Origin of the sequence: Oryzobacter faecalis (genome assembly GCF_046764005.1) — a bacterium.
Taxonomy (GTDB): Bacteria; Actinomycetota; Actinomycetes; order Actinomycetales; family Dermatophilaceae; genus Oryzobacter; species Oryzobacter faecalis.
The window spans coordinates 223,742-246,043 of record NZ_JBKOFW010000001.1 but is presented as its reverse complement, the minus strand read 5'-3'; the positions used below and the strand labels follow the sequence as shown (position 1 = coordinate 246,043).

General features: G+C 73.9%; 17 protein-coding genes. 2 read left to right on the top strand and 15 right to left on the bottom strand.

The window, feature by feature from the left end; genetic code table 11:
- Positions 1 to 4: 4 nt before the first annotated feature.
- Positions 5 to 928 (bottom strand): SGNH/GDSL hydrolase family protein, encoded by a 924-nt coding sequence (locus ACK8HX_RS01155; RefSeq protein WP_411938809.1) that lies wholly within the window; start codon positions 926 to 928, stop codon positions 5 to 7.
- A gap of 23 nt (positions 929 to 951) precedes the next feature.
- Here ACK8HX_RS01155 and ACK8HX_RS01150 point away from each other — a divergent pair, with 23 nt between their 5' ends.
- Positions 952 to 1,842 (top strand): 3-methyladenine DNA glycosylase, encoded by an 891-nt coding sequence (locus ACK8HX_RS01150; RefSeq protein ID WP_411938808.1) that lies wholly within the window; start codon positions 952 to 954, stop codon positions 1,840 to 1,842.
- A gap of 25 nt (positions 1,843 to 1,867) precedes the next feature.
- Here the strand turns inward: ACK8HX_RS01150 and cimA are convergent, their stop codons facing one another.
- From cimA to ACK8HX_RS01080, 14 genes are all read right to left on the bottom strand, one after another.
- Positions 1,868 to 3,463: a citramalate synthase gene (cimA, locus tag ACK8HX_RS01145; RefSeq protein WP_411938807.1), complete on the bottom strand. Its 1,596-nt coding sequence runs from the start codon at positions 3,461 to 3,463 to the stop codon at positions 1,868 to 1,870.
- Between the two features lie 365 nt (positions 3,464 to 3,828).
- Entirely contained in the window at positions 3,829 to 4,767 is a 939-nt protein-coding gene (locus ACK8HX_RS01140; RefSeq protein WP_411938806.1) for an alpha/beta hydrolase family protein, read from the bottom strand.
- Positions 4,752 to 5,855, bottom strand: coding sequence for an MBL fold metallo-hydrolase (locus ACK8HX_RS01135; protein ID WP_411938805.1), 1,104 nt, complete (start codon positions 5,853 to 5,855; stop codon positions 4,752 to 4,754). Before ACK8HX_RS01135 ends, ACK8HX_RS01140 begins: the two co-directional genes overlap by 16 nt.
- 22 nt (positions 5,856 to 5,877) lie before the next feature.
- Positions 5,878 to 6,642, bottom strand: a complete 765-nt coding sequence (locus ACK8HX_RS01130) for a gamma-glutamyl-gamma-aminobutyrate hydrolase family protein (protein WP_411938804.1) — start codon at positions 6,640 to 6,642, stop codon at positions 5,878 to 5,880.
- Complete coding sequence (locus ACK8HX_RS01125; RefSeq protein WP_411938803.1) at positions 6,642 to 7,409, bottom strand: 3-oxoacyl-ACP reductase; 768 nt, start codon at positions 7,407 to 7,409, stop codon at positions 6,642 to 6,644. Before ACK8HX_RS01125 ends, ACK8HX_RS01130 begins: the two co-directional genes overlap by 1 nt.
- A gap of 56 nt (positions 7,410 to 7,465) precedes the next feature.
- Positions 7,466 to 8,857: an aldehyde dehydrogenase family protein gene (locus tag ACK8HX_RS01120; RefSeq protein WP_411938802.1), complete on the bottom strand. Its 1,392-nt coding sequence runs from the start codon at positions 8,855 to 8,857 to the stop codon at positions 7,466 to 7,468.
- Positions 8,858 to 8,899: 42 nt separating this feature from the next.
- Complete coding sequence (locus ACK8HX_RS01115; RefSeq protein WP_411938801.1) at positions 8,900 to 10,285, bottom strand: glutamine synthetase family protein; 1,386 nt, start codon at positions 10,283 to 10,285, stop codon at positions 8,900 to 8,902.
- A 17-nt stretch (positions 10,286 to 10,302) separates the two neighbouring features.
- On the bottom strand, positions 10,303 to 11,031 hold the full coding sequence (locus ACK8HX_RS01110; RefSeq protein WP_411938800.1) for a FadR/GntR family transcriptional regulator: 729 nt from the start codon (positions 11,029 to 11,031) through the stop codon (positions 10,303 to 10,305).
- Positions 11,032 to 11,077: 46 nt separating this feature from the next.
- Positions 11,078 to 12,172: a branched-chain amino acid aminotransferase gene (locus ACK8HX_RS01105; protein WP_411938799.1), complete on the bottom strand. Its 1,095-nt coding sequence runs from the start codon at positions 12,170 to 12,172 to the stop codon at positions 11,078 to 11,080.
- A 161-nt stretch (positions 12,173 to 12,333) separates the two neighbouring features.
- Complete coding sequence (locus ACK8HX_RS01100) at positions 12,334 to 13,395, bottom strand: 3-isopropylmalate dehydrogenase (protein WP_411938798.1); 1,062 nt, start codon at positions 13,393 to 13,395, stop codon at positions 12,334 to 12,336.
- Positions 13,396 to 13,489: 94 nt separating this feature from the next.
- Positions 13,490 to 13,585, bottom strand: a complete 96-nt coding sequence (locus tag ACK8HX_RS01095; RefSeq protein ID WP_159900285.1) for a 3-isopropylmalate dehydrogenase — start codon at positions 13,583 to 13,585, stop codon at positions 13,490 to 13,492.
- A gap of 412 nt (positions 13,586 to 13,997) precedes the next feature.
- A complete protein-coding gene (serA, locus tag ACK8HX_RS01090) occupies positions 13,998 to 15,584 on the bottom strand; it encodes a phosphoglycerate dehydrogenase (protein ID WP_411938797.1) in 1,587 nt (528 codons plus the stop codon).
- Positions 15,585 to 16,381: 797 nt separating this feature from the next.
- The gene (locus ACK8HX_RS01085) at positions 16,382 to 16,945 is read right to left on the bottom strand and encodes a DedA family protein (RefSeq protein WP_411938796.1); all 564 of its coding nucleotides are present in this window, start codon (positions 16,943 to 16,945) and stop codon (positions 16,382 to 16,384) included.
- Positions 16,946 to 16,997: 52 nt separating this feature from the next.
- Positions 16,998 to 21,119, bottom strand: a complete 4,122-nt coding sequence (locus ACK8HX_RS01080) for an nSTAND1 domain-containing NTPase (RefSeq protein WP_411938795.1) — start codon at positions 21,117 to 21,119, stop codon at positions 16,998 to 17,000.
- Between the two features lie 149 nt (positions 21,120 to 21,268).
- Between ACK8HX_RS01080 and ACK8HX_RS01075 the strand changes: the two genes are divergently transcribed.
- On the top strand, positions 21,269 to 22,255 hold the full coding sequence (locus tag ACK8HX_RS01075) for a TolB-like translocation protein (RefSeq protein WP_411938794.1): 987 nt from the start codon (positions 21,269 to 21,271) through the stop codon (positions 22,253 to 22,255).
- The last annotated feature ends 47 nt before the right edge of the window (positions 22,256 to 22,302 follow it).

Sequence of the window (22,302 nt, the reverse complement as noted above, 5' to 3'; positions counted from 1 at the left end):
CCCCTCAGCCGGTGACGCCGGCCTCGGTCGCCGCCTGCGCGACCACGCGGGCGACGGTGGCCGCACCCTCGTCGGAGAAGTGGATGTCGCGCGCCGTGCAGAGGTTGGTCAGGGTGCAGACGCGGGCCGCGTTCTCGGGCACCGTGCGTCCCCCGATGGTCGTGGGCGTCGTGTCGTTCGTGGCGAACGCCTCGTCGAGCCCGACGAACCGCGCGCCGGCCCCCTTGGCGGCCTTCTCGATGGCGGCGCTGAGGGCGGCGTAGCCCTCCGCGGCCTCCTCGACGCCCTGGATCGGCTGGTCGATGGCCTTCGCGGCGACCCACGGGTTGTAGTAGCCGATGACGAGGACGGGCACGTCGCCCCCGGCGGCCGCCGTGAGGCGGTCGAGGATCGTCGGGAGGTTCTTGCGCACCGTGGCGACACCCTTGTCGACGCACGCGGTGTCGATCGAGGCCCCACCGCGGACGCAGGCGAGGAGGTCGTTGCCGCCGATGTCGATGGTGACGAGGCCGACCTCGCCCTTCGCGTCGGCCAGCACCTTCTCGGCCTGCTCGATCTGCGTGCCCTCGGCGAAGTCGCACTTCCCGCCCTCGAGGAGGGAGGTCGTCGTCTCGCCGGAGCAGCCGAGGTTCTCCAGGCGCAGGTCGACGCCGTCGCCCTCGAGCCGGTTGGCCGCCAGGGCCGGGTAGGCGGAGTCGCGCAGCTCGGACCCGCCCGGCTGGTAGCCCGCAGCGAGGGAGTCGCCGAGCGCGACGTAGAGCGGGCCGTCCCCGTCCGCCGGCTCCGAGGGCGACGGCGACGTCGTCGGGGCCGCGGCCCTGGACGGGGCGCTCGAGGGCGCGGGCTCGGGGTCGGACCCACCGCACGCGGACAGGACGAGCGTGACGGCGGCCGCCGCCGCGGCGACGGTCAGGGGTCTGCGGGTCATGTCGTCCTCGTTACGGTGGTGGGGTGTCGGGCACCATCCTCCCCCTCAGCGACTGGCAGGCCCTCGAGGGTTCCCACGCCGCGAGGGTCGACGGCGCGACCGCCCCGCACCGCGCCCGACGGGCCGACGGTCGCGCGCACCCGGTGGAGGACTTCCTCTTCCGCTACTACGACCACACCCCGGCGCAGCTGCGCCGCTGGCACCCGGGACCCGGCGTCGTGCTCCAGGGCGCCGCGTCGCTGCCGCGGGCGGGGTGGCGGCACTACCGGGTCGCCGGCGATGGCGTCGAGCTCGACGTGGAGGCCTTCCTCGCGTCGCGCGGGTCCGCGGTCTCGTTCGTGCACTCGCTGCTGTCGGCCACCCTCGAACGGCCACCGCAGCTCGGGTGCTTCGGGCTCCACGAGTGGGCGATGGTCTACCGGACCGCCGAGGACGACGTGCGCCACGCGGGCTGGCCCCTCCGGCTGGGCGCGGCCGGGACCGACGAGGTCGTCGAGCGCCACGGCATCCGCTGCTCGCACTTCGACGCGTTCCGGTTCTTCACCGACGAGGCGCGGCCGCGGAACGCGCTCCGGCCTTCTCGCGAGGGCCAGCTCGCGCTCGAGCAGCCCGGCTGCCTCCACGCCGGCATGGACGTCTACAAGTGGGCGTTCAAGCTGACCCCGCTCGTCCCCAGCGACCTCGTCGCCGACGCGTTCGACCTCGCCCGCGAGATCCGCGTCCTCGACATGGAGGCCTCGCCCTACGACCTGCGCGAGCTCGGGTACGAGCCGGTCGCCATCGAGACGGCGGAGGGGAAGGTGGCCTACCTGCGGCGACAGCGGGCCTTCGCCGAGCGCTCGAACGCCCTGCGTCGCCGGCTCCTCGACGTCCTCGGGTCGTGTGCCGAGGTGGCCGCCAGAGAGACCACCTGAGCACACGACCCGCGAGGACCGGTACTCAGCGGGGGGCGACGCCGGCGCGGACCAGGCCGTAGGTGACCGACTCGACGAGGGCGTCCCACGACGCCTCGAGGATGTTGGCGGCGACGCCGATCGTGGTCCACGACGTCGTGCCGTCGGAGGTCTCGATGAGGACGCGGGTCACCGCGTCGGTGCCGTGCGCGGCGTCGAGGATGCGCACCTTGTAGTCGATGAGCTCGAGGTGCGCGATCTCGGGGTAGGCCGCCGTCAGGGCCACCCGCAGCGCGTGGTCGAGCGCGTTGACCGGCCCGTTGCCCTCCCCGGTCTCGACGTGGCGCTCCCCCGCCGCCCGGACCTTGACGGTCGCCTCGGAGAGGGCGTCGTCGTCGCCCCCGCGCCCGTCGGTGATGACGCGCCACGACTCGACCGTGAAGTAGGCCGGCAGCGCCCCCTCGACCTCACGGCGCAGGAGCAGCTCGAAGGAGGCGTCGGCCGCGTCGAAGGTGTAGCCCCGCAGCTCCTTCTCCTTGACCGTCTTGAGGACGCGCGCGAGCGTCGAGCGGTCCTCCTCGTCGGCGGGGTCGAGGTCGAAGCCGAGCTCGCGGGACTTCAGCTCGATGGAGGCACGACCGGCCATGTCGGACACGAGCATCCGCATGTCGTTGCCGACGTGCTTGGGGTCGAGGTGCTGGTAGAGGTCGGGGTCGACCTTGATGGCGCTCGCGTGCAGGCCGGCCTTGTGGGCGAAGGCGCTGGACCCGACGTAGGGCTGGCGCGAGTACGCCGGCACGTTGGTGACCTCGGCGATGGCGTGGGCGATCCGGGTCGACTCCTGCAGCCGGTGCGGTTCGAGCAGCTCGTAGCCCTTCTTCAGCTGGAGGTTGGCGACGACCGTGAGCAGGTCGGCGTTGCCGGTGCGCTCGCCGTAGCCGTTGACCGTCCCCTGCACGTGGGTCGCCCCGGCCTCGACCGCCGCCATCGAGTTGGCGACGGCGCAGCCGGTGTCGTTGTGGCAGTGGATGCCGATGCGTGCGCCGGTCGACTGCACGACGTCGTGGACGACGTCGGCGACCAGGTCGGGCAGCATCCCGCCGTTGGTGTCGCACAGGGCGACCACCTCGGCACCGGCCTCGGCGGCGACCCGGACGGCCTCGAGGGCGTAGGCGCGGTCGGTGGCGTAGCCGTCGAAGAAGTGCTCGGCGTCGAGGAAGACCCGACGTCCCTCGCGGCGCAGGAACGAGACGGTGTCGCGGATCATCTCGAGGTTCTCCTCGAGGGTGGTGCGCAGCGCCCGCTCGACGTGGCCGGTGTGCGACTTCGCGACGAGCGTGACGACCTCGGCGCGGCTGTCGAGGAGCGCCGCGACGAGGGGGTCGCGGTCGGCGCGGCCCCCGGCGCGGCGGGTGGCGCCGAACGCGGCGAGCGTGGCGTTGCGCAGCCGCAGGTCGGTCGCGGCGCGGGCGAAGAACTCGGTGTCCTTGGGGTTGGCCCCGGGCCAGCCGCCCTCGATGAAGCCGACCCCCAGCTCGTCGAGGTGCGCGGCGATGGCCAGCTTGTCGGCCACCGTGAGGTTGAGGCCCTCCTGCTGGGCGCCGTCGCGCAACGTCGTGTCGTACACGTGGAGGTCGGTCATGTCTCGATCCCAGGTCGTGCCGGTTGCCCGGCGTCCGTGGCCCCGGCCCGTGAGGGCCGGGGCGCTGACGTGCATGCCGCTCGCGCTCCATCATCGGGCCTGCGCTGCCGCCGCGCCTCCGGGGGTGGTGGAGGTGCGACCCCTGCCCACCGGGGCGACCTCCGCGAGACGCTCCCGACAAGCAAAAGACCCCCCGGGTGCGGGAGGTCTGCGCGACGAGGAGGTCTCGTCGCGCTAGCCGATAATGATCGTGGTGGTGACCACGACGCGGTGCGTCATGGTCACCACCCTCCCACGGCGCGGGCCACGAGGGACACGGTTCGTCCACATCGTGACCACGGCACCCCGCCGCCGGGGCCCGGCCGTCAGCCCCAGGGGCCGGGCGGGTCCGGCGTCGCCGGTGTCATCACGGTGGCGAGCCAGCGCATGACCGGGTCGACCGCGACCGACGGCCAGTACACCTCGCCGTGGTCGATGCCGTCGAGCACGGCGACGGTCGTCGGGTGGCCGGCCTCGTCGAGGGCGATCGCGAAGTCGGTCGTGAAGGCCTGCGGGACGACCTCGTCGATGGTGCCGTGGAGGAGGAGGAACGACACGTCCGGGTTCCGCTCGGCGAGGAGGACGGGGTTGGCCGCCGCCCAGCGAGGGTCCTGCTCGGGGTCCGAGCCACGGCCCATGAGGGCCTCGGCCGGTTCGGCGTACTGTCGGATGTCGTAGGGCCCGGCCAGGCCCACGACCGCGTCCGGCGCGACGAGCTCGTCGCGACATCCTGGGTCGAAGTCCTGGGCCGAGAGGGCCGCGACGGCGGCGAGGTGCGCGCCCGCGGAGTGCCCCAGGACGACGACCGGGCCGGGCTCGATCCCGAGCTCGCGGGCCGTCGCCACACCGTCGGCGACCGCGCACAGGACGTCCTCGACCGGTACCGGCCACGTCGCCCCGGCGTCCGCCACGCGGATCGTCGCCGGCATGGCGAACACCCCGCGGGCGGCGAGCTCGGCGGCGAGCGGGTGCAGGCCGTCGGCCACCGCGGACAGCCACGAGCCTCCGGGGATGATGACGACGACCGGGGCCGTGGTCACGCCCTCGGGCACGTGAGACCACGCCCGCAGCCCGGGGAGGTACTCGTGCGGCGGCGGCACCTCGACGGCCTCCGGTGGCGCCGGCGCGGGGGCCGTGGGCGCTGCCGCGCACCCGGCGAGGAGCACGAACAGGAAGGCGGCGGCGAGCGCGGCTCGCGGGGAGACCGGTCCGGGCCCCACCCCGGACCGGACTCCCCACGGCGCGGCCTTCAGGACAGCTCCCACCAGGGGTCGAGGCCCGGCGGCTCGGCGACGTCGACCCGTTCGCCGACGCGGGGCACCGCCACCGGGACCCCGTTCGAGGCGGCCGCGACGAGGAGGCGCTCGACCGGCTCGGCCCACGGGTGCGGGGCGAGGACGAAGGTGCACCAGTGGATCGGGAGGAGCAGCCCGCCGTCGAGCTCGAGGGTCGCCGCCACGGCCTCCTCCGGGTCGAGGTGGATGTCGTGCCACGCCGAGTCGTAGGCGCCGACCGCCATGAGGGAGACGTCGAACGGGCCGTGGTCGGCACCGATGCGCGCGTAGCGCGGGAAGTACCCGGTGTCCCCGCTGAAGAAGACCCGGCCGCTCGGTCCGGACAGCACCCACGACGCCCACAGCGTGCCGTCGCGCCGCAGCCCGCGCCCCGAGAAGTGCTGCGCCTCGACCGCGGTGACCCGCACGTCGCCGAGGTCGACGCCCTCCTCCCAGTCGCACTCGACGACGCGCTCGGGCGGGACGCCCCAGGCGTCGAGGTGCGCCCCGACGCCCAGGGGGACGAGGAAGGGCGCGCCCGACTGCCGGACGAGGGCCTTGACCGTGTCCATGTCGAGGTGGTCGTAGTGGTCGTGGGAGATGACGACGGCGTCGATGTGGCCGATCCCGGTGAGCGGCACCGGGACCGCGTGCAACCGCTTCGGGCCGAGGTGCCGGCTCGGCGAGCAGCGGTCGCTCCACACCGGGTCGAGGAGGATCCGCAGGCCGTCGAGCTCGACGAGGGCCGACGCGTGGCCGAACCACGTGACGTGGAGGCCGGCGGTGGCCGGGGCCCGCGACGCGCTGACGACGGGGATCGGCTGCCTCGGCCTGCGGGTGTCGGCGCTCTCGCGGAAGCGACGCAGGACGTCGCGCTGGTTCGTCGGCAGCGCGGACGTCCCGCGGTGGGTGTTGTGGAACGCGCCCGCGCGGTACTGCGGCGAGCGCCGCATCCGCTCCAGTCGGGTCCCCTCGGGACGGCCGCCGATCGAGGCGTTGACGTCCTTGCCGGCCACGGCGAGCGCCCCGAGGGCGCTGGCGGCGCCGGCGGCGATCGCGAGGCGGTTCAGCTTCGTCACGACGTCATTGTCACCCGGGCGCTCACGAGGTCGACCGGGCGTCCGCCCGGCGGCGGCGCGCGGCCTCGACGAGGGCCTCGAACAGGCGGGGGTCGTCGCCGGCCTCGGGGTGCCACTGGACGGCGACCCGGAACCCCGGCGAGGGGTCCTCCATCGCCTCGAGCGTCCCGTCCTCGTGCCATGCCGAGGGCACCCACCCCGACCCGTCGAGCGTCTCCGGGACGACCGCCTGGTGGTGGTAGGTGGGCACCTGGAGCGGGTCCGTGCCGAGCAGGTCGGCGAGCCGCGACCCCTCGACGGGAGTCGCGTGGTGCGACGCGTACTCCCCCGGCCGGGGGCAGTGGCTGTCGTGGCCGACCCGGTCGGGGACGTGCTGCTCCAGCCGCGCCCCCGCCGCGACGGCCATGACCTGCATCCCGCGGCAGATGCCGAGGGCCGGCAGCTCGAGGGTGGCCGACGCGCGGCAGAGCGCGAGCTCCCACGCGTCGCGGTCCGGTCGGGGCGACTGCGACGTCGGGTGCGGGTCGGCCCCGTACCGGTCCGCCGCGACGTCGGCCCCGCCGGCGATGACGACCGCGTCGAGCCGCTCGAGGACCTCGAGCGCCATCGCCTCGTCGGCGTCGGACCGCGGGGGGAGGACGACGACGACCGCGCCGGCCCGCTCGAGCTGCTCGACGTACCGGTGCGGCAGCACGGCGCTGCGCTGCGCGACCCAAGGCCGGCGGTCGACGTCCTCGACGTAGCAGGAGACGCCGATGACGGGCCGGGCCGGCCGCGTCCCGCCCATCACAGCGGGGTGACGTAGGCGCCCGAGATGCCGCCGTCGACGAGGAACGTCGAGGCGGTCATGAAGCTGGACTCGTCGGACGCGAGGAAGAGGACGGCGTTGGCCATCTCCTCCGGCTCACCGAACCGGCCCATCGGGACGTGCACCAGCCGGCGGGCCGCGCGCTCGGCGTCCTTGGCGAACAGCTCCTTGAGCAGCGGGGTGTTGACCGGCCCGGGGCACAGCGCGTTGACGCGGATGCCCTCGCGTGCGAACTGCACGCCGAGCTCGCGCGTCATCGACAGCACGCCGCCCTTGGACGCGGAGTACGAGATCTGCGAGGTCGCGGCGCCCATGACCGCGACGAACGAGGCGGTGTTGATGATCGAGCCGCTCTTGTTCTCGAGCATGTACGGCAGGGCGGCCTTGCAGCACAGGTACACCGAGGTGAGGTTGACCTCCTGCACCCGGCGCCAGGCCTCGAGGTCGGTGTCGAGGATCGAGTCGTCCTCGGGCGGGCTGATCCCCGCGTTGTTGAAGGCGATGTCGAGCTTGCCGAATCGCTCGACGGCCGTGGCGAAGAGACGGTCGACGTCCTCCTTGCTCGCGACGTCGGTGTGCACGTACGCACCCCCGACCTCGGCGGCGAGCGCCTCGCCCGCCTCGTCGGCGAGGTCGCCGATGACGACCTTCGCGCCCTCCTCGGCGAAGCGGCGCACGGTGGCGAGCCCGATCCCGGAGCAGCCGCCGGTGACGACCGCGACCTTGCCCTCGAGCCTTCCGGCCATGAGTGGTGTTCCTTTCCTTGTGGCGTGGATGCTGGTGCGCCCGAACCGGGTTCCGGTCAGGCGTCGGTGGAGATGAAGACGTTCTTGACCTCGGTGAAGGCGTCGAGCGCGTCGGGTCCGAGCTCGCGCCCGATGCCGCTCGCCTTGAAGCCGCCGAAGGGCGTCGAGTACCGGACCGAGGAGTGGCTGTTGACCGAGAGGTTCCCGGCCTCGACGCCGCGGGCCACGCGGATGGCGCGGCCGACGTCGCGGGTCCAGATCGAGCCCGAGAGGCCGTAGGCGGTGTCGTTGGCCTTGGCGAGGGCGTCCGCCTCGTCGTCGAACGGCATGACGGCGACGACGGGGCCGAAGATCTCCTCGCGCCAGACGCGGTCATCGGTGCCGCTGGGGAGGACGACGGTCGGCGGGTACCACCAGCCGGCCCCGTCGGGGGCGGAGCCGCGGAAGGCGACGTCGACGGGCGGGTGCCCGCCGGCCTCCGCCTCCTCGACGAAGCCGCGCACCGTGTCGCGCTGGCCGGACGAGACCAGCGGCCCCATCTGGGTGGCCTCGTCGCCGGGGTCACCGACGACGACGCCCTTCATCGCCTGCTCGAAGCGCTCCATGAAGCGGTCGAACACGCTGCGCTGCACGAGGATCCGGGTGCGGGCGCAGCAGTCCTGGCCGGCGTTGTCGAGGAAGCTCATCGGTGCGGCGGCGGCTGCGACGTCGAGGTCGGCGTCGTCGAAGACGATGTTCGCCGACTTGCCGCCGAGCTCGAGGGTGACCCGCTTCAGCTGGTCGGCGGCGCCGCGCATGATGCCCTGGCCGACGGCGGTCGAGCCGGTGAAGCAGACCTTGCGGACGTCGGGGTGGGTGACGAACCGCTGGCCCACGACCGAGCCCTTGCCGGGGAGGACGGTGAGGACGCCCTCGGGGATCCCGGCCTCGAGCGCGAGCTGACCCAGCCGCAGCGCCGTCAGGGGCGTCAGCTCCGCGGGCTTGAGGACCACCGTGTTGCCGGCCGCGAGCGCCGGGGCGAACCCCCAGCCCGCGATCGGCATCGGGAAGTTCCACGGGACGATGACCGAGACGACGCCCAGCGGCTCCTTGAAGGTGACGTCGAGCCCGCCCGCGACGGGGATCTGGCGCCCGAAGAGCCGCTCCGGGGCCGCGGAGTAGTAGCGCAGGACGCCGACGACGTTGCCCGCCTCCCAGCGCGCGTTCCCGATCGTGTGGCCGGCGTTGGCGACCTCGAGGCGGGCGAGCTCCTCGGTGTGCTCCTCGACGAGGTCGGCGAAACGGCGCAGCAGCATCCCGCGGTCGGCGGGGCTGACGGCGCGCCAGGCCGGACCCACCTCGACGGCGCGGGCGACGGCGGCGTCGGTCTCCTCGACGCCGACGAGGTCGAGGGTCGCCACGACCTCCTCGGTGGCCGGGTTGACGACGTCGTGGGTGGTGGTGGTCATGGTCTCCTCGCTGCGGTGGTTCTCGGGTGGTCGTGCGGGCCGTCAGAGGCGCTCGAAGCCCCGGACGCGCTCCCAGTCGGTGACGGCGGCGTTGAACGCCTTCAGCTCGACGTCGGCGGCGTTGACGTAGTGGTCGACGACCTCGTCGCCGAAGGCTGCCCTCGCGACGGCCGAGCCGGCGAGGAGGTCGCGCGCCTCGGCGAGCGTCGTCGGCACGTGCTCGTAGTCGCCGACGTAGGCGTTGCCCTCGCACACCGGGGGCAGCTCGAGCCCCTCGCGGATGCCGTGGAGCCCGCCGGCCATCATCGCCGCGACCGCGAGGTAGGGGTTGACGTCGCCGCCGGGGACACGGTTCTCGACGCGCAGCCCTCCCCCGTGACCGACGACCCGCAGGGCGCAGGTGCGGTTGTCGGTGCCCCAGGCGACGGCGGTGGGCGCGAACGAACCGGGGGCGAACCGCTTGTAGGAGTTGATGTTCGGCGCGTAGAAGTACGTGAGCTCGCGCATCGTTGCGAGCAGTCCCGCCATGAAGTGGTCGAACAGCTCGGAGCGCCCGCCCTCACGGTCGTCGTCGGCGAAGACGACCGACCCGTCGGTGCCGCGCAGCGAGAGGTGGATGTGGCACGAGTTGCCCTCGCGCTCGTCGTACTTGGCCATGAAGGTGAGCGACTGCCCGTGGCGGGCCGCGATCTCCTTCGCCCCGGTCTTGTAGACCGAGTGGTTGTCGCAGGTTCGGAGCACGTCGTCGAAGAGGAAGCCGATCTCGTGCTGGCCGAAGTTGCACTCGCCCTTGGCCGACTCGACCGTCATCCCGGCGGCGTACATCTCGTTGCGGATCTCGCGCAGCACCGGCTCGACCTTGCTGCCGCCGAGGATGGAGTAGTCGACGTTGTAGCGGTTGGCCCCCGTGAGCCCCTGGTAGCGGCGGTCCCACGCCGACTCGTAGGAGTCCTCGAAGAGGATGAACTCGAGCTCGGTGCCCGCGTACGCGGCCCAGCCGTCGGCCTCCGCGGAGGCGACCTGTCCCTTGAGGATCGAGCGCGGCGACTGGGCGACCTCGCCGCTGCCGTCGAGCCAGGTGAGGTCGCTCTGGATCGTCACCGAGGCGGGGTGGCCCGGCGTGCGGCGCAGGGTCGTCAGGTCCATCTCGAAGAACATGTCGCCGTAGCCGCGCTCCCACGAGGAGATCGCGTAGCCGCCGACGGTGTTCATGTCGACGTCGACCGCGAGGAGGTAGTTGCACCCCTCCGTGCCGTGGTCGAGGACGTGCTCGAGGAAGAAGTGCCCGTGGAGGCGCTTGCCCTGCAACCGTCCCTGCATGTCGGTGAACGCCACGATGACGGTGTCGACCGACCCGTCGAGGACTGCGGCGCGGAGCTGGTCGACCGTCATCCGGGGCGGACCCCCGGCGTGGATCGGGTTCGGCATGTGTCGTTCCCCTCTCGTCAACCGATGAGACCCCGCAGGAGCGCCGACGTCGCGTCGCAGTGCTCCTCCATGGTCGTCCGGGCGGTGTCGGGGTCGCCCTGGAGGACGGCCTCGACGATGGCGTCGTGCTGGTCGTGCGAGTGCTCGATGTTGGTGCGCAGCACCGGGATCGCCGCCAGCAGCTCGCCGAGCGCGGCCTGCGCACGCGTCACGGCCTCGACGACCATCGGCGAGCCGGTGAGGGTCGCGATGGCCAGGTGCAGGCGGGAGTCGGCGATCCGGTGGTCGGCGAGCGCGGCGGACCGCACGGCGGTCGCCGACTCCAGCAGCCACGCGCGCTGGTCGCCGGACAGCCGCCGGGTCGCGGCGAGGCGCGCGGCGCCGGGCTCGACGACGCGGCGGAAGTCCAGGGCGTCCTCGAGGGCCGCCCCGTGGCGGACCGTGGACGTCGCGGCATCGTCGTGGCCGGTGCTCGTGACGAGGGTGCCGCCACCGCGTCCGCGGCGGGTCGTGACGAGCCCCGAGTCGCGCAGCGCGGCGATCGCCTCGCGCAGGGTGTTGCGCGAGACGCCGAGGCGCTCGGCGAGGTCGCGCTCGGGCGGGAGCTGCTCGCCGACGACGAAGACACCGAGCCGGATGGCCGTGGCGAGCTGCTCGACGGTGGTCTCGAAGACGTTGCCGACGGCCGGTCGCAGGACGGCGTCGGGTAGCCGGCTCGGCTGCGGCGACGGCTGCTCCGGTGTCACGGGTGCGACCCTACCCGGCAAATGGTCCGAGGGTGAACCTTTGCGCTCAGGCGAGACGCGTCATCCAGCCGTGGGTGTCCTCGGCCCGGCCGTACTGGATGTCGAGCAGGGCGTTGCGGATGGCGTGCGTGACCTCGCCGCCACCCTCGCCCGCCGTCGAGGGGGCCGAGCCGCCCTCCCAGCGCAGCTCGCCCACGGGGGTGACGACGGCGGCCGTGCCGCAGGCGAAGATCTCGCGGATCTCGCCACTCGCGACGCCCTCCTTCCACTCCTCGATGGGGATGCGGCGCTCCTCGGGCTCGAGGCCGAGCTCCTTGGCGAGCTCGAGGATGGAGCTGCGGGTCACGCCCTCGAGGATGGTCCCGGTGAGCTCGGGGGTGACGAGGCGGTTGTCGCTCGTCACGAAGAACAGGTTCATCCCGCCGAGCTCCTCGATGAAGGTCTGCGTGGAGGAGTCGAGGAAGACCGCCTGGTCGCAGCCGTGCTCGATGCCCTCGAGCTGGCCCGCGAGGGAGGACGCGTAGTTCCCGCCCGTCTTCGCCGCCCCGGTGCCGCCGGCGCCGGCGCGCGCGTAGTGCTGCGAGATCCACAGGGTCACGGGCTTCAGGCCCCCGGCGAAGTAGGCGCCCGCCGGCGAGGCGATGACCGAGTAGGTGACCTCGCGCGCGGGCCGGACCCCGAGGAAGGCCTCGGACGCGTACATGAACGGGCGCAGGTACAGGCTCGTCTCGCCCGTGCCGGCCGGGGGGACCCACGGCTCGTCGACCTCGAGGAGGGCCTTGAGGGAGGCGACGAAGTCGTCGGTCGGCAGCTCGGGGAGGGCGAGGCGGCGGGCACTGCGCTGCATCCGCTCGGCGTTGGCCTCGGGGCGGAAGGACCACACCGAGCCGTCCTCGTGGCGGTAGGCCTTCAGGCCCTCGAAGATCTCCTGGGCGTAGTGGAGGACGGCCGCGCTCGGCATCAGCTGGATCGGGCCGTAGGCCTCGACCCGGCCGCTGTGCCACCCCTGCCCCTCGGTCCAGGTCGCCGTGGCCATGTGGTCGGTGAAGTGCACCCCGAAGCCGGGGTTGGCGTGGATCTCGGCACGCCGCTCGTCCGAGGCCGGGTCGGGCCGGCGGTGCAGGTCGAAGGTCAGGCTCATGGGGACTCGTGGTCCTTTCCTCGGGAGCGACGGTGCTACCGGCAGAGGCTACTCGTCACGACTTTCCCGCCTGATGCCGGAACCTTCGGTGAGGCACCCCGAACTTCGGGGTGCCTCACCGAACATTGCGGCATCAGGCGGGAAAGTTGTTGCGAGGGGGGTCAGAGGCGGGAGGCGATGGCGTCGCCCACGGCCGTCGTCGACCGCGGCTCGGTGCCGCGCTCGGCGAGGTCGGCGGCCACGGCCCGCTCCACCCGCTCGGCCTCCTCGGTGCGCCCGAGGTGGGCGAGGAGCATCGAGACCGACAGGATCGTCGCCGTGGGGTCGGCCTTGGCCTGCCCGGCGATGTCGGGCGCCGAGCCGTGGACCGGCTCGAACATGCTCGGGTACCGACGCTCGGGGTTGATGTTGCCGCTCGCCGCGAGGCCGATGCCCCCGGCGATGGCGGCCGCGATGTCGGTGATGATGTCGCCGAACAGGTTGTCCGTGACGACGACGTCGAAGCGGCCCGGGTCGGTGGCGAGGAAGATCGTCGCGGCGTCGACGTGCTGGTAGGCGGTCTCGACCTCGGGGAACTCCGCGCCCACCTCCTCGACCGTGCGCCGCCACAGGTGGCCGGCGTGCGTGAGGACGTTGTGCTTGTGCACGAGGGTGAGGTGCCTGCGGGGGCGCGCCTGGGCCCGGGCGAAGGCGTCACGGACCACGCGCTCGACACCGAACCGGGTGTTGACGCTCACCTCCGTGGCGATCTCGTTCGGGGTGCCGGTGCGCAGCGAGCCGCCGTTGCCGACGTACGGGCCCTCGGTGCCCTCGCGGACGACGACGAAGTCGATGCCGTCCGGGGCCACGCGCTCGACGGCGAGGGGGCTCTCGACCCCCGGGTAGAGCTTGGCCGGGCGGAGGTTGACGTAGTGCTCGAGGGCGAACCGCAGCGGCAGCAGGACGCCGCGCTCGAGGACGCCGCTCGGCACCGTCGGGTCGCCGATCGCGCCGAGGAGGATGGCGTCGTGGGCCTTGACCTCGTCGAGGACGGACTCGGGGAGGGTCTCACCGGTGGCGTGCCAGCGGCGGGCGCCGAGGTCGTACTCCGTGGTGGTGACCTTCGGGCCGGCCGGCCCGGTGACCGCCTCGAGGACCTTCAGACCCTCGGCGACGACCTCGGGGCCGATGCCGTCGCCGCCGATGACGGCGATGTCGAGCGTCTGCGTGTCGCTGTCGGTCATGGTCTCCAGCCTAGGCAGGGTGTTCGGGATGCGGACGGCCGTCCCAGCCCGTGGAGGCGGGCGGGACGGCCGGCGGGCGGGCGCCGGGGGCGCCTCAGTCGTCCGAATGCCCCTGGTCGCGCAGGTCCATGGACTCCTGGAGGGCCTGGCGGGCCAGGGTGGCCTCGTCCAGGGTGCTGTTCTCGTTCATCGTGGTGCTCGCTTCCGCGGCGCTGCGGCCGCATGTCTGCTTCGGGTGGGTCGGGCGCTCGAGCCGATGTGACGGCGAGCGGTCAGCGACGTCGCGGGGTCTCCGCGGCGAGGGAGCTGACTACCGGGCCTCGCCGCGGCCGGGAATGAGGAGGCGTACCTCGAGCCGCTGCATACCGACGACGGTACGTGGACGTCCTAGTACCGGCCAGCGGGTTTCCAGCATCCGGACGCTTCGGCCACTGCTCCTGCGGCCGGGCGCCCGATCGGCGACGGATTCCGCGGCCTGCGGGCCCGCGCACCGACGCGTCCGGTGCGTCGGTGCGCGGTGCGTGGGGGTGCCCCCCTCGTCGCACGACGGAGGCGGGCCCCCCGCGTGGGGTGGCCCGCCTCCGGTCGGTCGTGGGTGGACCTCAGTCGAGGTCGACGACGCGCACCGTCTCCGCGCCGATCTCCTTCTCGATGGCGCTGACTACGTCACCCGGGATCGCGCTGTCGACCGTGAGGCAGACGAGCGCCTTGCCACGCGAGTCGTCGCGGGAGACCTGCATCCCGGCGATGTTGACGTTCGCGTCGCCGAGGAGGCGGCCGACGGCGCCGATGACGCCGGGCCGGTCCTCGTACGCGAAGAACGCGAGGTGCTTGGAGATCGGGATCTCGAGGTCGTAGCCGTTGACGCCGATGAGCTTCTGCACCAGCTTCGGACCGGTCAGGGTGCCGGCGATCGAGACGGTCGTGCCGTCGGCCAGCGTGCCGTGGAGCGTGGTGACGTTGCGGAAGTCCTCGGACACCGCGTCGGTGAGGAGGCGCGACTCGCAGCCACGCTCCTTGGCGAGCAGCGGGGCGTTGACGTAGGTGACGGGGTCCTCGGTGACGTCGGTGAACAGGCCCTTGAGGGCGGCGAGCTCCCAGATGGAGACGTCGTGCTGGGTGATCTCGCCGCGGACGTCGACGTCGAGCTGCACCGGGACGGCGCCGGCATAGGCCGTGAAGACCCGGCCGAGCTTCTCGACGAGGTCGATGCCCGGGCGCACCTCCTCGGCGACGGCGCCGCCCGAGACGTTGACCGCATCGGGGACGAGGTCGCCGCCGAGCGCGAGGCGCACCGACTTCGCGACGGCGACACCGGCCTTCTCCTGGGCCTCCTCGGTCGAGGCGCCCAGGTGCGGGGTGACGACCACCGACTCGAAGGCGAAGAGCGGGCTGTCGGTGCAGGGCTCCTTGGCGAAGACGTCGAGGCCGGCGCCGGCCACGCGGCCCTCGGCGATGGCGTCGGCCAGGGCCTCCTCGTCGAGGACGCCCCCGCGGGCGGCGTTGATGATGTGGACGCTCGGCTTGACCTTGGTCAGCGCCTCCTTGCCGATCAGGCCCAGGGTCTCGGGGGTCTTCGGCAGGTGGATGGTGATGAAGTCGGACTCGGCGAGGAGCTCGTCGAGGGTGACGAGCCGGGCGCCGAGCTGGCCGGCGCGCTGGACCGACACGTAGGGGTCGTAGGCGAGGATCTCGACGCCGAATCCCTTGAGCCGCTCGGCGACGAGCTGGCCGATGCGGCCGAAGCCGACGATGCCGACCTTCTTCTCGAGCAGCTCGACGCCGCCGTACTTGCTCCGCTTCCACGCGCCGTTCTTGAGGGCCTCGTTCGCCGGGGCGATGTTGCGGGCGCTGGCGAGGAGGAGCCCGACCGCGAGCTCGGCCGCGGAGGTGATGTTGGAGGTCGGGGCGTTGACGACCATGACGCCCGCCTTCGTGGCGGCCTCGACGTCGACGTTGTCCAGGCCGACGCCGGCGCGGGCGATGACCTTGAGGTTCTTCGCCGCGGCCAGCGCCTCGGCGTCCATCTTCGTGGCCGACCGGATGAGCACGGCGTCGACGTCGGCGAGCGCCGGGAGCAGCTGACCTCGGTCGGACCCGTCGGCGCTGCGGACCTCGAAGTCCGGGCCGAGGGCGTCGATGGTCGCGGGCGAGAGCTCCTCGGCGATGAGGACGACGGGCTTGGTCACGAAAGGTCCCTCTTTCGGGTGCTGCGGTCGCAGCCCGTCGGTCGACGGGGTGCCGGGTGCCCGGATGGGCGCGGCGCCGGTCCGACGGGGTCGGAGGACGCGATCCGGCACGCCGCTGGGCCGGGTGTTCCATGATACGGACGTACCGGCATGTGGACCCTCCTGACCACGATGTGATCGTCGTCGCGAACCGGCCGGGCCCGGGCCTCAGGCGACCGAGCCGGCGCCTCGCGCCGCGTCCACCCGCTCGGCGAGGCCGTCGACCCCGCGCCGCACGAGGTCGCCGTAGGCGTCGTCGGCGAGGGCCCTGATGCCGTCCGCGGCCGCGGCGAGCTGCTCCGCCGCGTCCTCGACCCGGCCCTGCCGCAGGTAGGCGTTGCCGAGGTCGAGGTGCAGGCTGGGCGCCAGCGCGGCGGCGCGCTCGACGCCGACCGGCGCGAGGTCGGCGTCGACGACGAAGGAGAGGGCCGCCAGCGCCCGTTCGCCCCCAGGCGACCTCGTGCTCGAGGTCGTCCTGGACGTCGGCGAGGTGGTGCGCGATGACGCAGCGCTGCGCCGAGTCCTCGGGACCGGTGAGGTCCCAGGCCTCCTCGAGCAGCGCCCTCCCCCGCACCCGGTCGCCGCCGAGGGCGAGCGTGACGGCCTCGATGACCTCGCGCCACTGCGTCATGGGCCGACGGTACGAGCGCCCACCGACACCGGCTCCGGCCCCGCCAGGTCCGGGCACGGTGAGCCCGGGACCTCGATCGGATGCTCCACCGCGACCTACCGCCTGGTAGGTGCTGCGATCACGACACCTACCAGGCGGTAGGTCGCGATGAGGACGGGTCGGGGTGAGGGTCCGGCTGCGCGTCGGGGTGAGGGTCCCGGTGAGGGTTGGGGTGGGGGTCGGCGGCTTCTCCCCCCTCGACACGGCCCCGGACCCGGCGGGTCGCGAGGACGAGCACGCCTGCCACGGCGACGAGCACGAGCAGCCACCACCAGCCCCCACCGCCGAGGAACGCGTCGACCGCCGCCAGCCCGACGGTCGTGTAGAGGGTCGACCACAGCGCGGCCCCGAGGACGACCGCGGGCAGGAACCGGCGCTGCGGCATCCGGAGCATGCCGGCCGAGGCGTTGATCGCGCTCTGCAGGCCGATGGTGAGGAAGCCCAGCGTCACCGCGGGCGGGCCGACCCGGCGGACGAACCCCTCGGCGCGGGCGACGGCGGGCCGGTCGAGGTGGTGCGCCCAGCGCGAGCGGCCTCCCCCGGCGCGCACCCCGCGGCCCGCCCAGTAGGTGGCCGTCCCGCGGGCGAGGGCACCGAGCCAGAGCGCGACGAACACGGCCCACACGGGCCAGCCCTCGACGAGCGCCTCCACGCGGCCAGCCTAGATCGGCCCCTCCCCCGGGTTGCGACCCGGCCCGGACGGGTCAGGGGGCCGCTGCCGGGCAGGTGCGGCGGTACGGCTGGCCGGCACCGAAGACGTCGGCCCACTCCCCCGCGGTGAGGTCGCGGCCCGCCCGCTCGCACGCCAGGCGCACCCAGGTGTCGACGCGCAGGTCCCAGCGGCGGACGGAGCCGTCGCCACCGGCGACCAGGAGCGTGTGGCCGTCGTCGACGAACGTGACGTACGACGCCACCCCGGCCGGTGCCACGGACAGGGAGCCGCGCGGGTCGCCCGAGCGCCCGTCCCACAGGCGGACCCGGCCGTCGGCCGAGCTGCTGGCCAGGAGGGACCCGTCGGCCGAGAACTCGACCCCGAGGACCGCGCCGGTGTGCACCCTCCGGGGTTCGACGACCCAGTCGCCCGTTCCTGCCTCGGCGACGCCCACATCGCCCTCGATGCTCCCGAGGGCGAGGAGCCGACCGTCCGGGGAGACATCCAGTGCCGTGACCCAGAGGCCCGGTGCCTGTGGGGTGGACGTCGAGCCGTCGGTGAGGTCGACCACCCGGTACAGGTCCACGGAGTAGGACGAGCTCAGCGTGAGCACCCTTTCGGCCCCGGCCGGTTCCAGGTCGAGGACGTCGCCGTCGACCCGGCCCCGTGCCCCGACGGGGAGGAGGGTCCCGGCGTCGACCTGGTGCACCGTGCCGTCCGGTCCGCCCACGACGATGCGTCGCCCGTCCGGGGTCCACGTGATCGCCGCGACCGCCCCCACGTCCCGCTCGGCGACCGCGACCCCGCGACGCCAGTCCCAGACCTGGACCCTGCGGTCGGTGTGGGTGGCCAGCAGTCCCCCCTCGCCCGGCTGCCACGCCACGATCCTGTCGCCGCGGCTCGCCACCGCGCCCTCGAGCGTCCTCCCCCTCTCGAGGTCGACGATCCTCAGCGGGCGCGTGCGGACGCCCTGCTCCGGCACCACGAAGGCGACCGCCCGACCGCTCGGGGACACCTCGGCCACCAGGTCGGTGACACCCTCGTCCGGGGGCACGAGGAGCTGGACCGACCGACGGTCACCGCCGAGGTCCCACGCACTGAGCCGACCGTCGGCCGCGAGCGTGTAGAGCGTCCGCCCGTCCGGGCTGACCCCGAGCCCGGTGACGGTGCGCGAGGGACCGGCGAGCTCCTCCCTCAGGGCGCCCCCGACCGTCCAGACCGTGGCGGCCCCGGCGTCGGAGCCGCCGACGAGGAGTGCCCCGTCGGGGGAGAACGCCAGGGTCAGCACGGCGCCGCTCGGGCTGTCCGCCCGCCACCTCACCGCGAGGGTCCTCGCGTCGAGGACGAGCACGTCCGCGCCCACACCGACGGCGACGAGCCGCCCGTCGGGGCTCACCGCCATGGGCGGGCGGTCCTCCGGCGACGGGCTCTCCCCCAGCCCCAGGTCGGCACCTGTCCTGGTGACGAGCTCACGCCCCGTCGCGACGTCGACGACGCTGAGCGCGGCCGGGGACCGGTGCCGCACGACGAGCGTCGACCCGTCCGGGGTCACCAGGAGGCCCGCGAGGCCCCGCCGTGGCAGCGAGCGGACGAGCTCCCTCCCGCGCCACACGTGAACGGCGCTCTTCTCGTCGCGCCAGTCGTAGTGCTCGCCGGCGCGGACCCGACCGTCCGCGCTCGCGGTCACGCGGGCGAGGTCACCGGGGGCGGACCCGAGCAGGGACGTCCGCGTGCGTGCCGACAGGTCGAGGACCACGAGCTCGCTCTCGGCGGTGCCGATGAGGACCTCGCGCTCGCCGCTGAGCAGGTGGACCACGGGGGCCTTGCCCGGGACCTCCGCGACCTGGGCCAGCGACGCCGGGTCGTGGAGGGTCAGCCTCGACCCGTGCCCGAGGGCGACGGTCCCGCCGTCCCCCACGGACAGGGACACGGCGCCGCTCACCACGACGGAGGCGAGGAGGGCGGGCCACCGGTCGAGGGCGTCGTGCAGCGCGGTCCGCGACCTCGCGTCGTCCCGGAGGCGGACCGCCTCGACCCCCGCGAGGGCCGCCACCACCGGGTCGCTCGACTCGTACGCAGCTGCCACGGCGGCATTCACCCGGGAGACGACGGAGGCCTCGGCCGCCAGGTCGCGCTGGCGCAGCCCGAACGAGGCCGCAGCCGCGAGGACGACGACGAGGGCGGCGGACGTGACGACGAGGCCACGGACCGTACGGACCTGGCGCCGACGCCGGCGAGCCGCCAAGGCCTCGTGGCGCCGTTCGGCGTCGGCCCGCTGCTCGGACGCTCGGAGGAACTGGGTCTCCACCGAGGTGAGCCGGACCCCGGACGTGCGGCGCCACTCCAGGGCCCGGCTCAGCCGGACCCCCCGGTACAGCTCGCTGTCGACGCGACCCAGGGCCTCCCAGCTGTCGGCGGCGTCCGTGAGGTGGCGCAGCATGCGCCGGCCCTCGACGTCGTCCTCCAGCCAGCCCGCGAGGCGCGGCCAGAACCGCGCGAGCGCCTCGTGCGCCACCGCGACGACGCCGTTGTCGCGGGTGAGCAGCCGCTCACGGACGAGGACCTCGACGAGGTCCCCGCCCTCCCCCGGAGCGAGCTGGGTCACGGGGGCCCAGACCCGCACCGGCGTGCCGTCCGGCGCCACGGTGACGAGCCGCCCGAGGAGGTCACGCAGCGCCGACCGGTCGTCGACCGACAGGTCCTCGTACACCCGCTCGGCCGTCTGGGCCACCGCGCCGCTGATGCCGCCCGAGGCGTGGTACCCGTCGACCGTGAGGGTCCGCCCCTCGCGCCGCTCCCACGTCTGGTGGAGCGCGTGCGCCATGAGCGGCAGCGCCCCCGGCGCCCCCGTGACCTCGGTGACGAGCAGGTCGACGAGCCCCGGCTCGAGCAGGAGCGCCGCCGCCGCGGCGGGACGCACGATCGCGTCCCTCATGCCCTCCTCGGTCATCGGCCCCAGGAGGTAGGTGCCCCGCTCCACCAGCCGGGCGAGGGCCGGCTCGTCGGCCACGTCGGCCAGGTGGTCGGCGCGGATCGACATGGCGAGCCCCCACCACCGGGAGAGCTCGACCAGCAGCGTGGTGAGCTCGCGGCGGCCGTCCGGACCGCAGGCGACGAGGACCTCGTCGAGCGGGTCGACGACGAGGGTTCCGGCGAAGCCGGAGCCCGTGAGCTCGCGGAGCGTCCCCACCGGGTCGCTGCCGGGACCGAGCACGACGACCTTCTCCCCGTCGCGACGGAGGGCGGCCGCGACGCCCGCGCGCAGGAGTGAGGACTTGCCGCACCCGGAGGCGCCGACGACGACCACGCACCCGGTGTCCTGCAACCGGCCGAGGCACTGGCGCACCTCACCGTCGCGGCCGAAGTAGAACTCACCGTCGTCGACGTCGAAGGACCGCAGGCCCGGGTACGGGCTCGTCGGGTCGGCGTCGGGGAGGGCGACCCGGGTGACGAGGGAGGGGTCGCGCCGGAGCATCGCCTGCTCCAGCTCCTCGAGGTCCGGGCCCGGGTCGAGCCCCAGCTCGTCGGCGAGCCGGGCCCGCGCCCGCCGGAGGGTGGCGAGGGCGGCCGCGGCGTCGCCGGACAGGTACTGCGCCAGGGCGAGGAGGGACCACCGGCGCTCGCGCAGGGGCTCCTCGGTCACCCGCAGCCGCGCCTCCGCGACCGCCTCGGTGTGGACACCGGCCCGAAGGCCGGCCTCGATGACGGTCTCCTCCGCCTCCCGACGCATCTCGACGAGGCGGTCGGCGGCGGCCCGTCCCGGCTCCCAGTCCTCCAGCTCGGCGAGGGGACGGCCGCGCCACAGGGCCAGCGCCTCCCGCAGCACGTGCCGCGCGCGGTCGGGCTCCCCGATGGCGAGGAGCTGGTGCCCCCGGTCGACGAGCCGCTCGAACCGCACGGCGTCGACGGCCTCACCGCCGAGGGCCAGCCGGTAGCCGTGCGGCGTCGTCTCGATCGCGGGCCCGCCCAGGACCTTGCGGATCCGCAGCACGCTGCTCGGGATGAGCTTGGCCCAGGACTCGGGCCGCTCGTCCCCCCACATCGCCTCTGCCAGCCGGTCGGTCCCGAGCGGGCGACCGGACTCGGCGACGAGCGCCTCGAGGACGACCGTGTCCCGCGGCGAGAGCGCCGCCCGGTCGTCGACGAGCAGCGGTCCGAGCACCCGGATGCGCATGCCGCTGACTGTCCGCAGTCGACCGATACCTGTCAAGGAGCCCGATATCAGGCCGATATCGGGCGCTGCTCCACTGGCGCTCAGCTGCACCGGGCGTGGGCCCGGACCCGGAGCCGGCAGGCCCGCAGCGCAGAGGAAAGGACCAGCAGATGTTCGACTTCACACACGTCAAGGGCGCGTCGGACCACCGCGGCGGGACGGCAGGACGAACACCCGGACGCCGGGCAGACCGGCGCCGGGCAGGGGCGTTCGTCGCCGTCGCGGCCCTCGCGGGCGGCCTCCTCGCCGCGGTCGCGGCCGGGCCGGTGGCCCAGGCGAAGGTGCTCGGGGACTGGCGGGCGCCGACCCTCGTGGCGGGGGTCAACTCGGGCGCCACCGAGGGGTGCCCCATCGAGGCACCGGACGCGAGCGCGTTGTACCTCATGTCGACCCGCGACGGCGGCGACCAGGACATCTGGCTGGCGCCGCGCCTCCAGGACGGTACCTTCGGCGAGCCGCAGATCCTCCCCGACCCGGTCAACTCAGCGGCCAACGACTTCTGTCCCACGCCCCTGCGTGGCAAGTCGCTGCTCTTCGTGTCCAACCGCGGCGGGACCGACGCGTACGGGACGGTGGCCTGCGGAGGCGGCGACCTCTACCTCACCCGGCTCGACCCGAGCACCGGCACGTGGACCCCGGCGCGCAACCTCGGCTGCACGGGGAACGGTGGCCCCAACGGACCGGGCACCGAGTTCGGGCCGTCCGTCGTCGAGACCGCAGAGGGCACCTTCCTCTACTTCTCCAGCGGGGGAGCGCTCGGCACGGGCACCCAGGACGTCTACGTGAGCCGTGAGGTCGCGCCCGGCAGCTTCGGGGCCCCCTCGGTGGTGGCGAGCCTCAGCTCGGCGGCCGATGACGTCATGCCGAACGTCCGCAAGGACGGCCTCGAGGTCGTCTTCGCCTCGAACCGACCCGGTGGCGAGGGGATGTTCGACATCTGGACGGCGACCCGCCCGGACACCGGCTCGGCCTGGTCGACGCCGACGGTGCTCGCCACCGTGAGCACGCCCGCGTCGGACACGCGCCCGTCGCTCTCGTGGGACGGCACCCGGCTCTACTTCGGCAGCGCCGGCGACATCCACGTCAGCCACCGCTGACCGCGGGGTGCGAACGCGCCGACGGTCCGGACGGGGCAGTTCCGTCC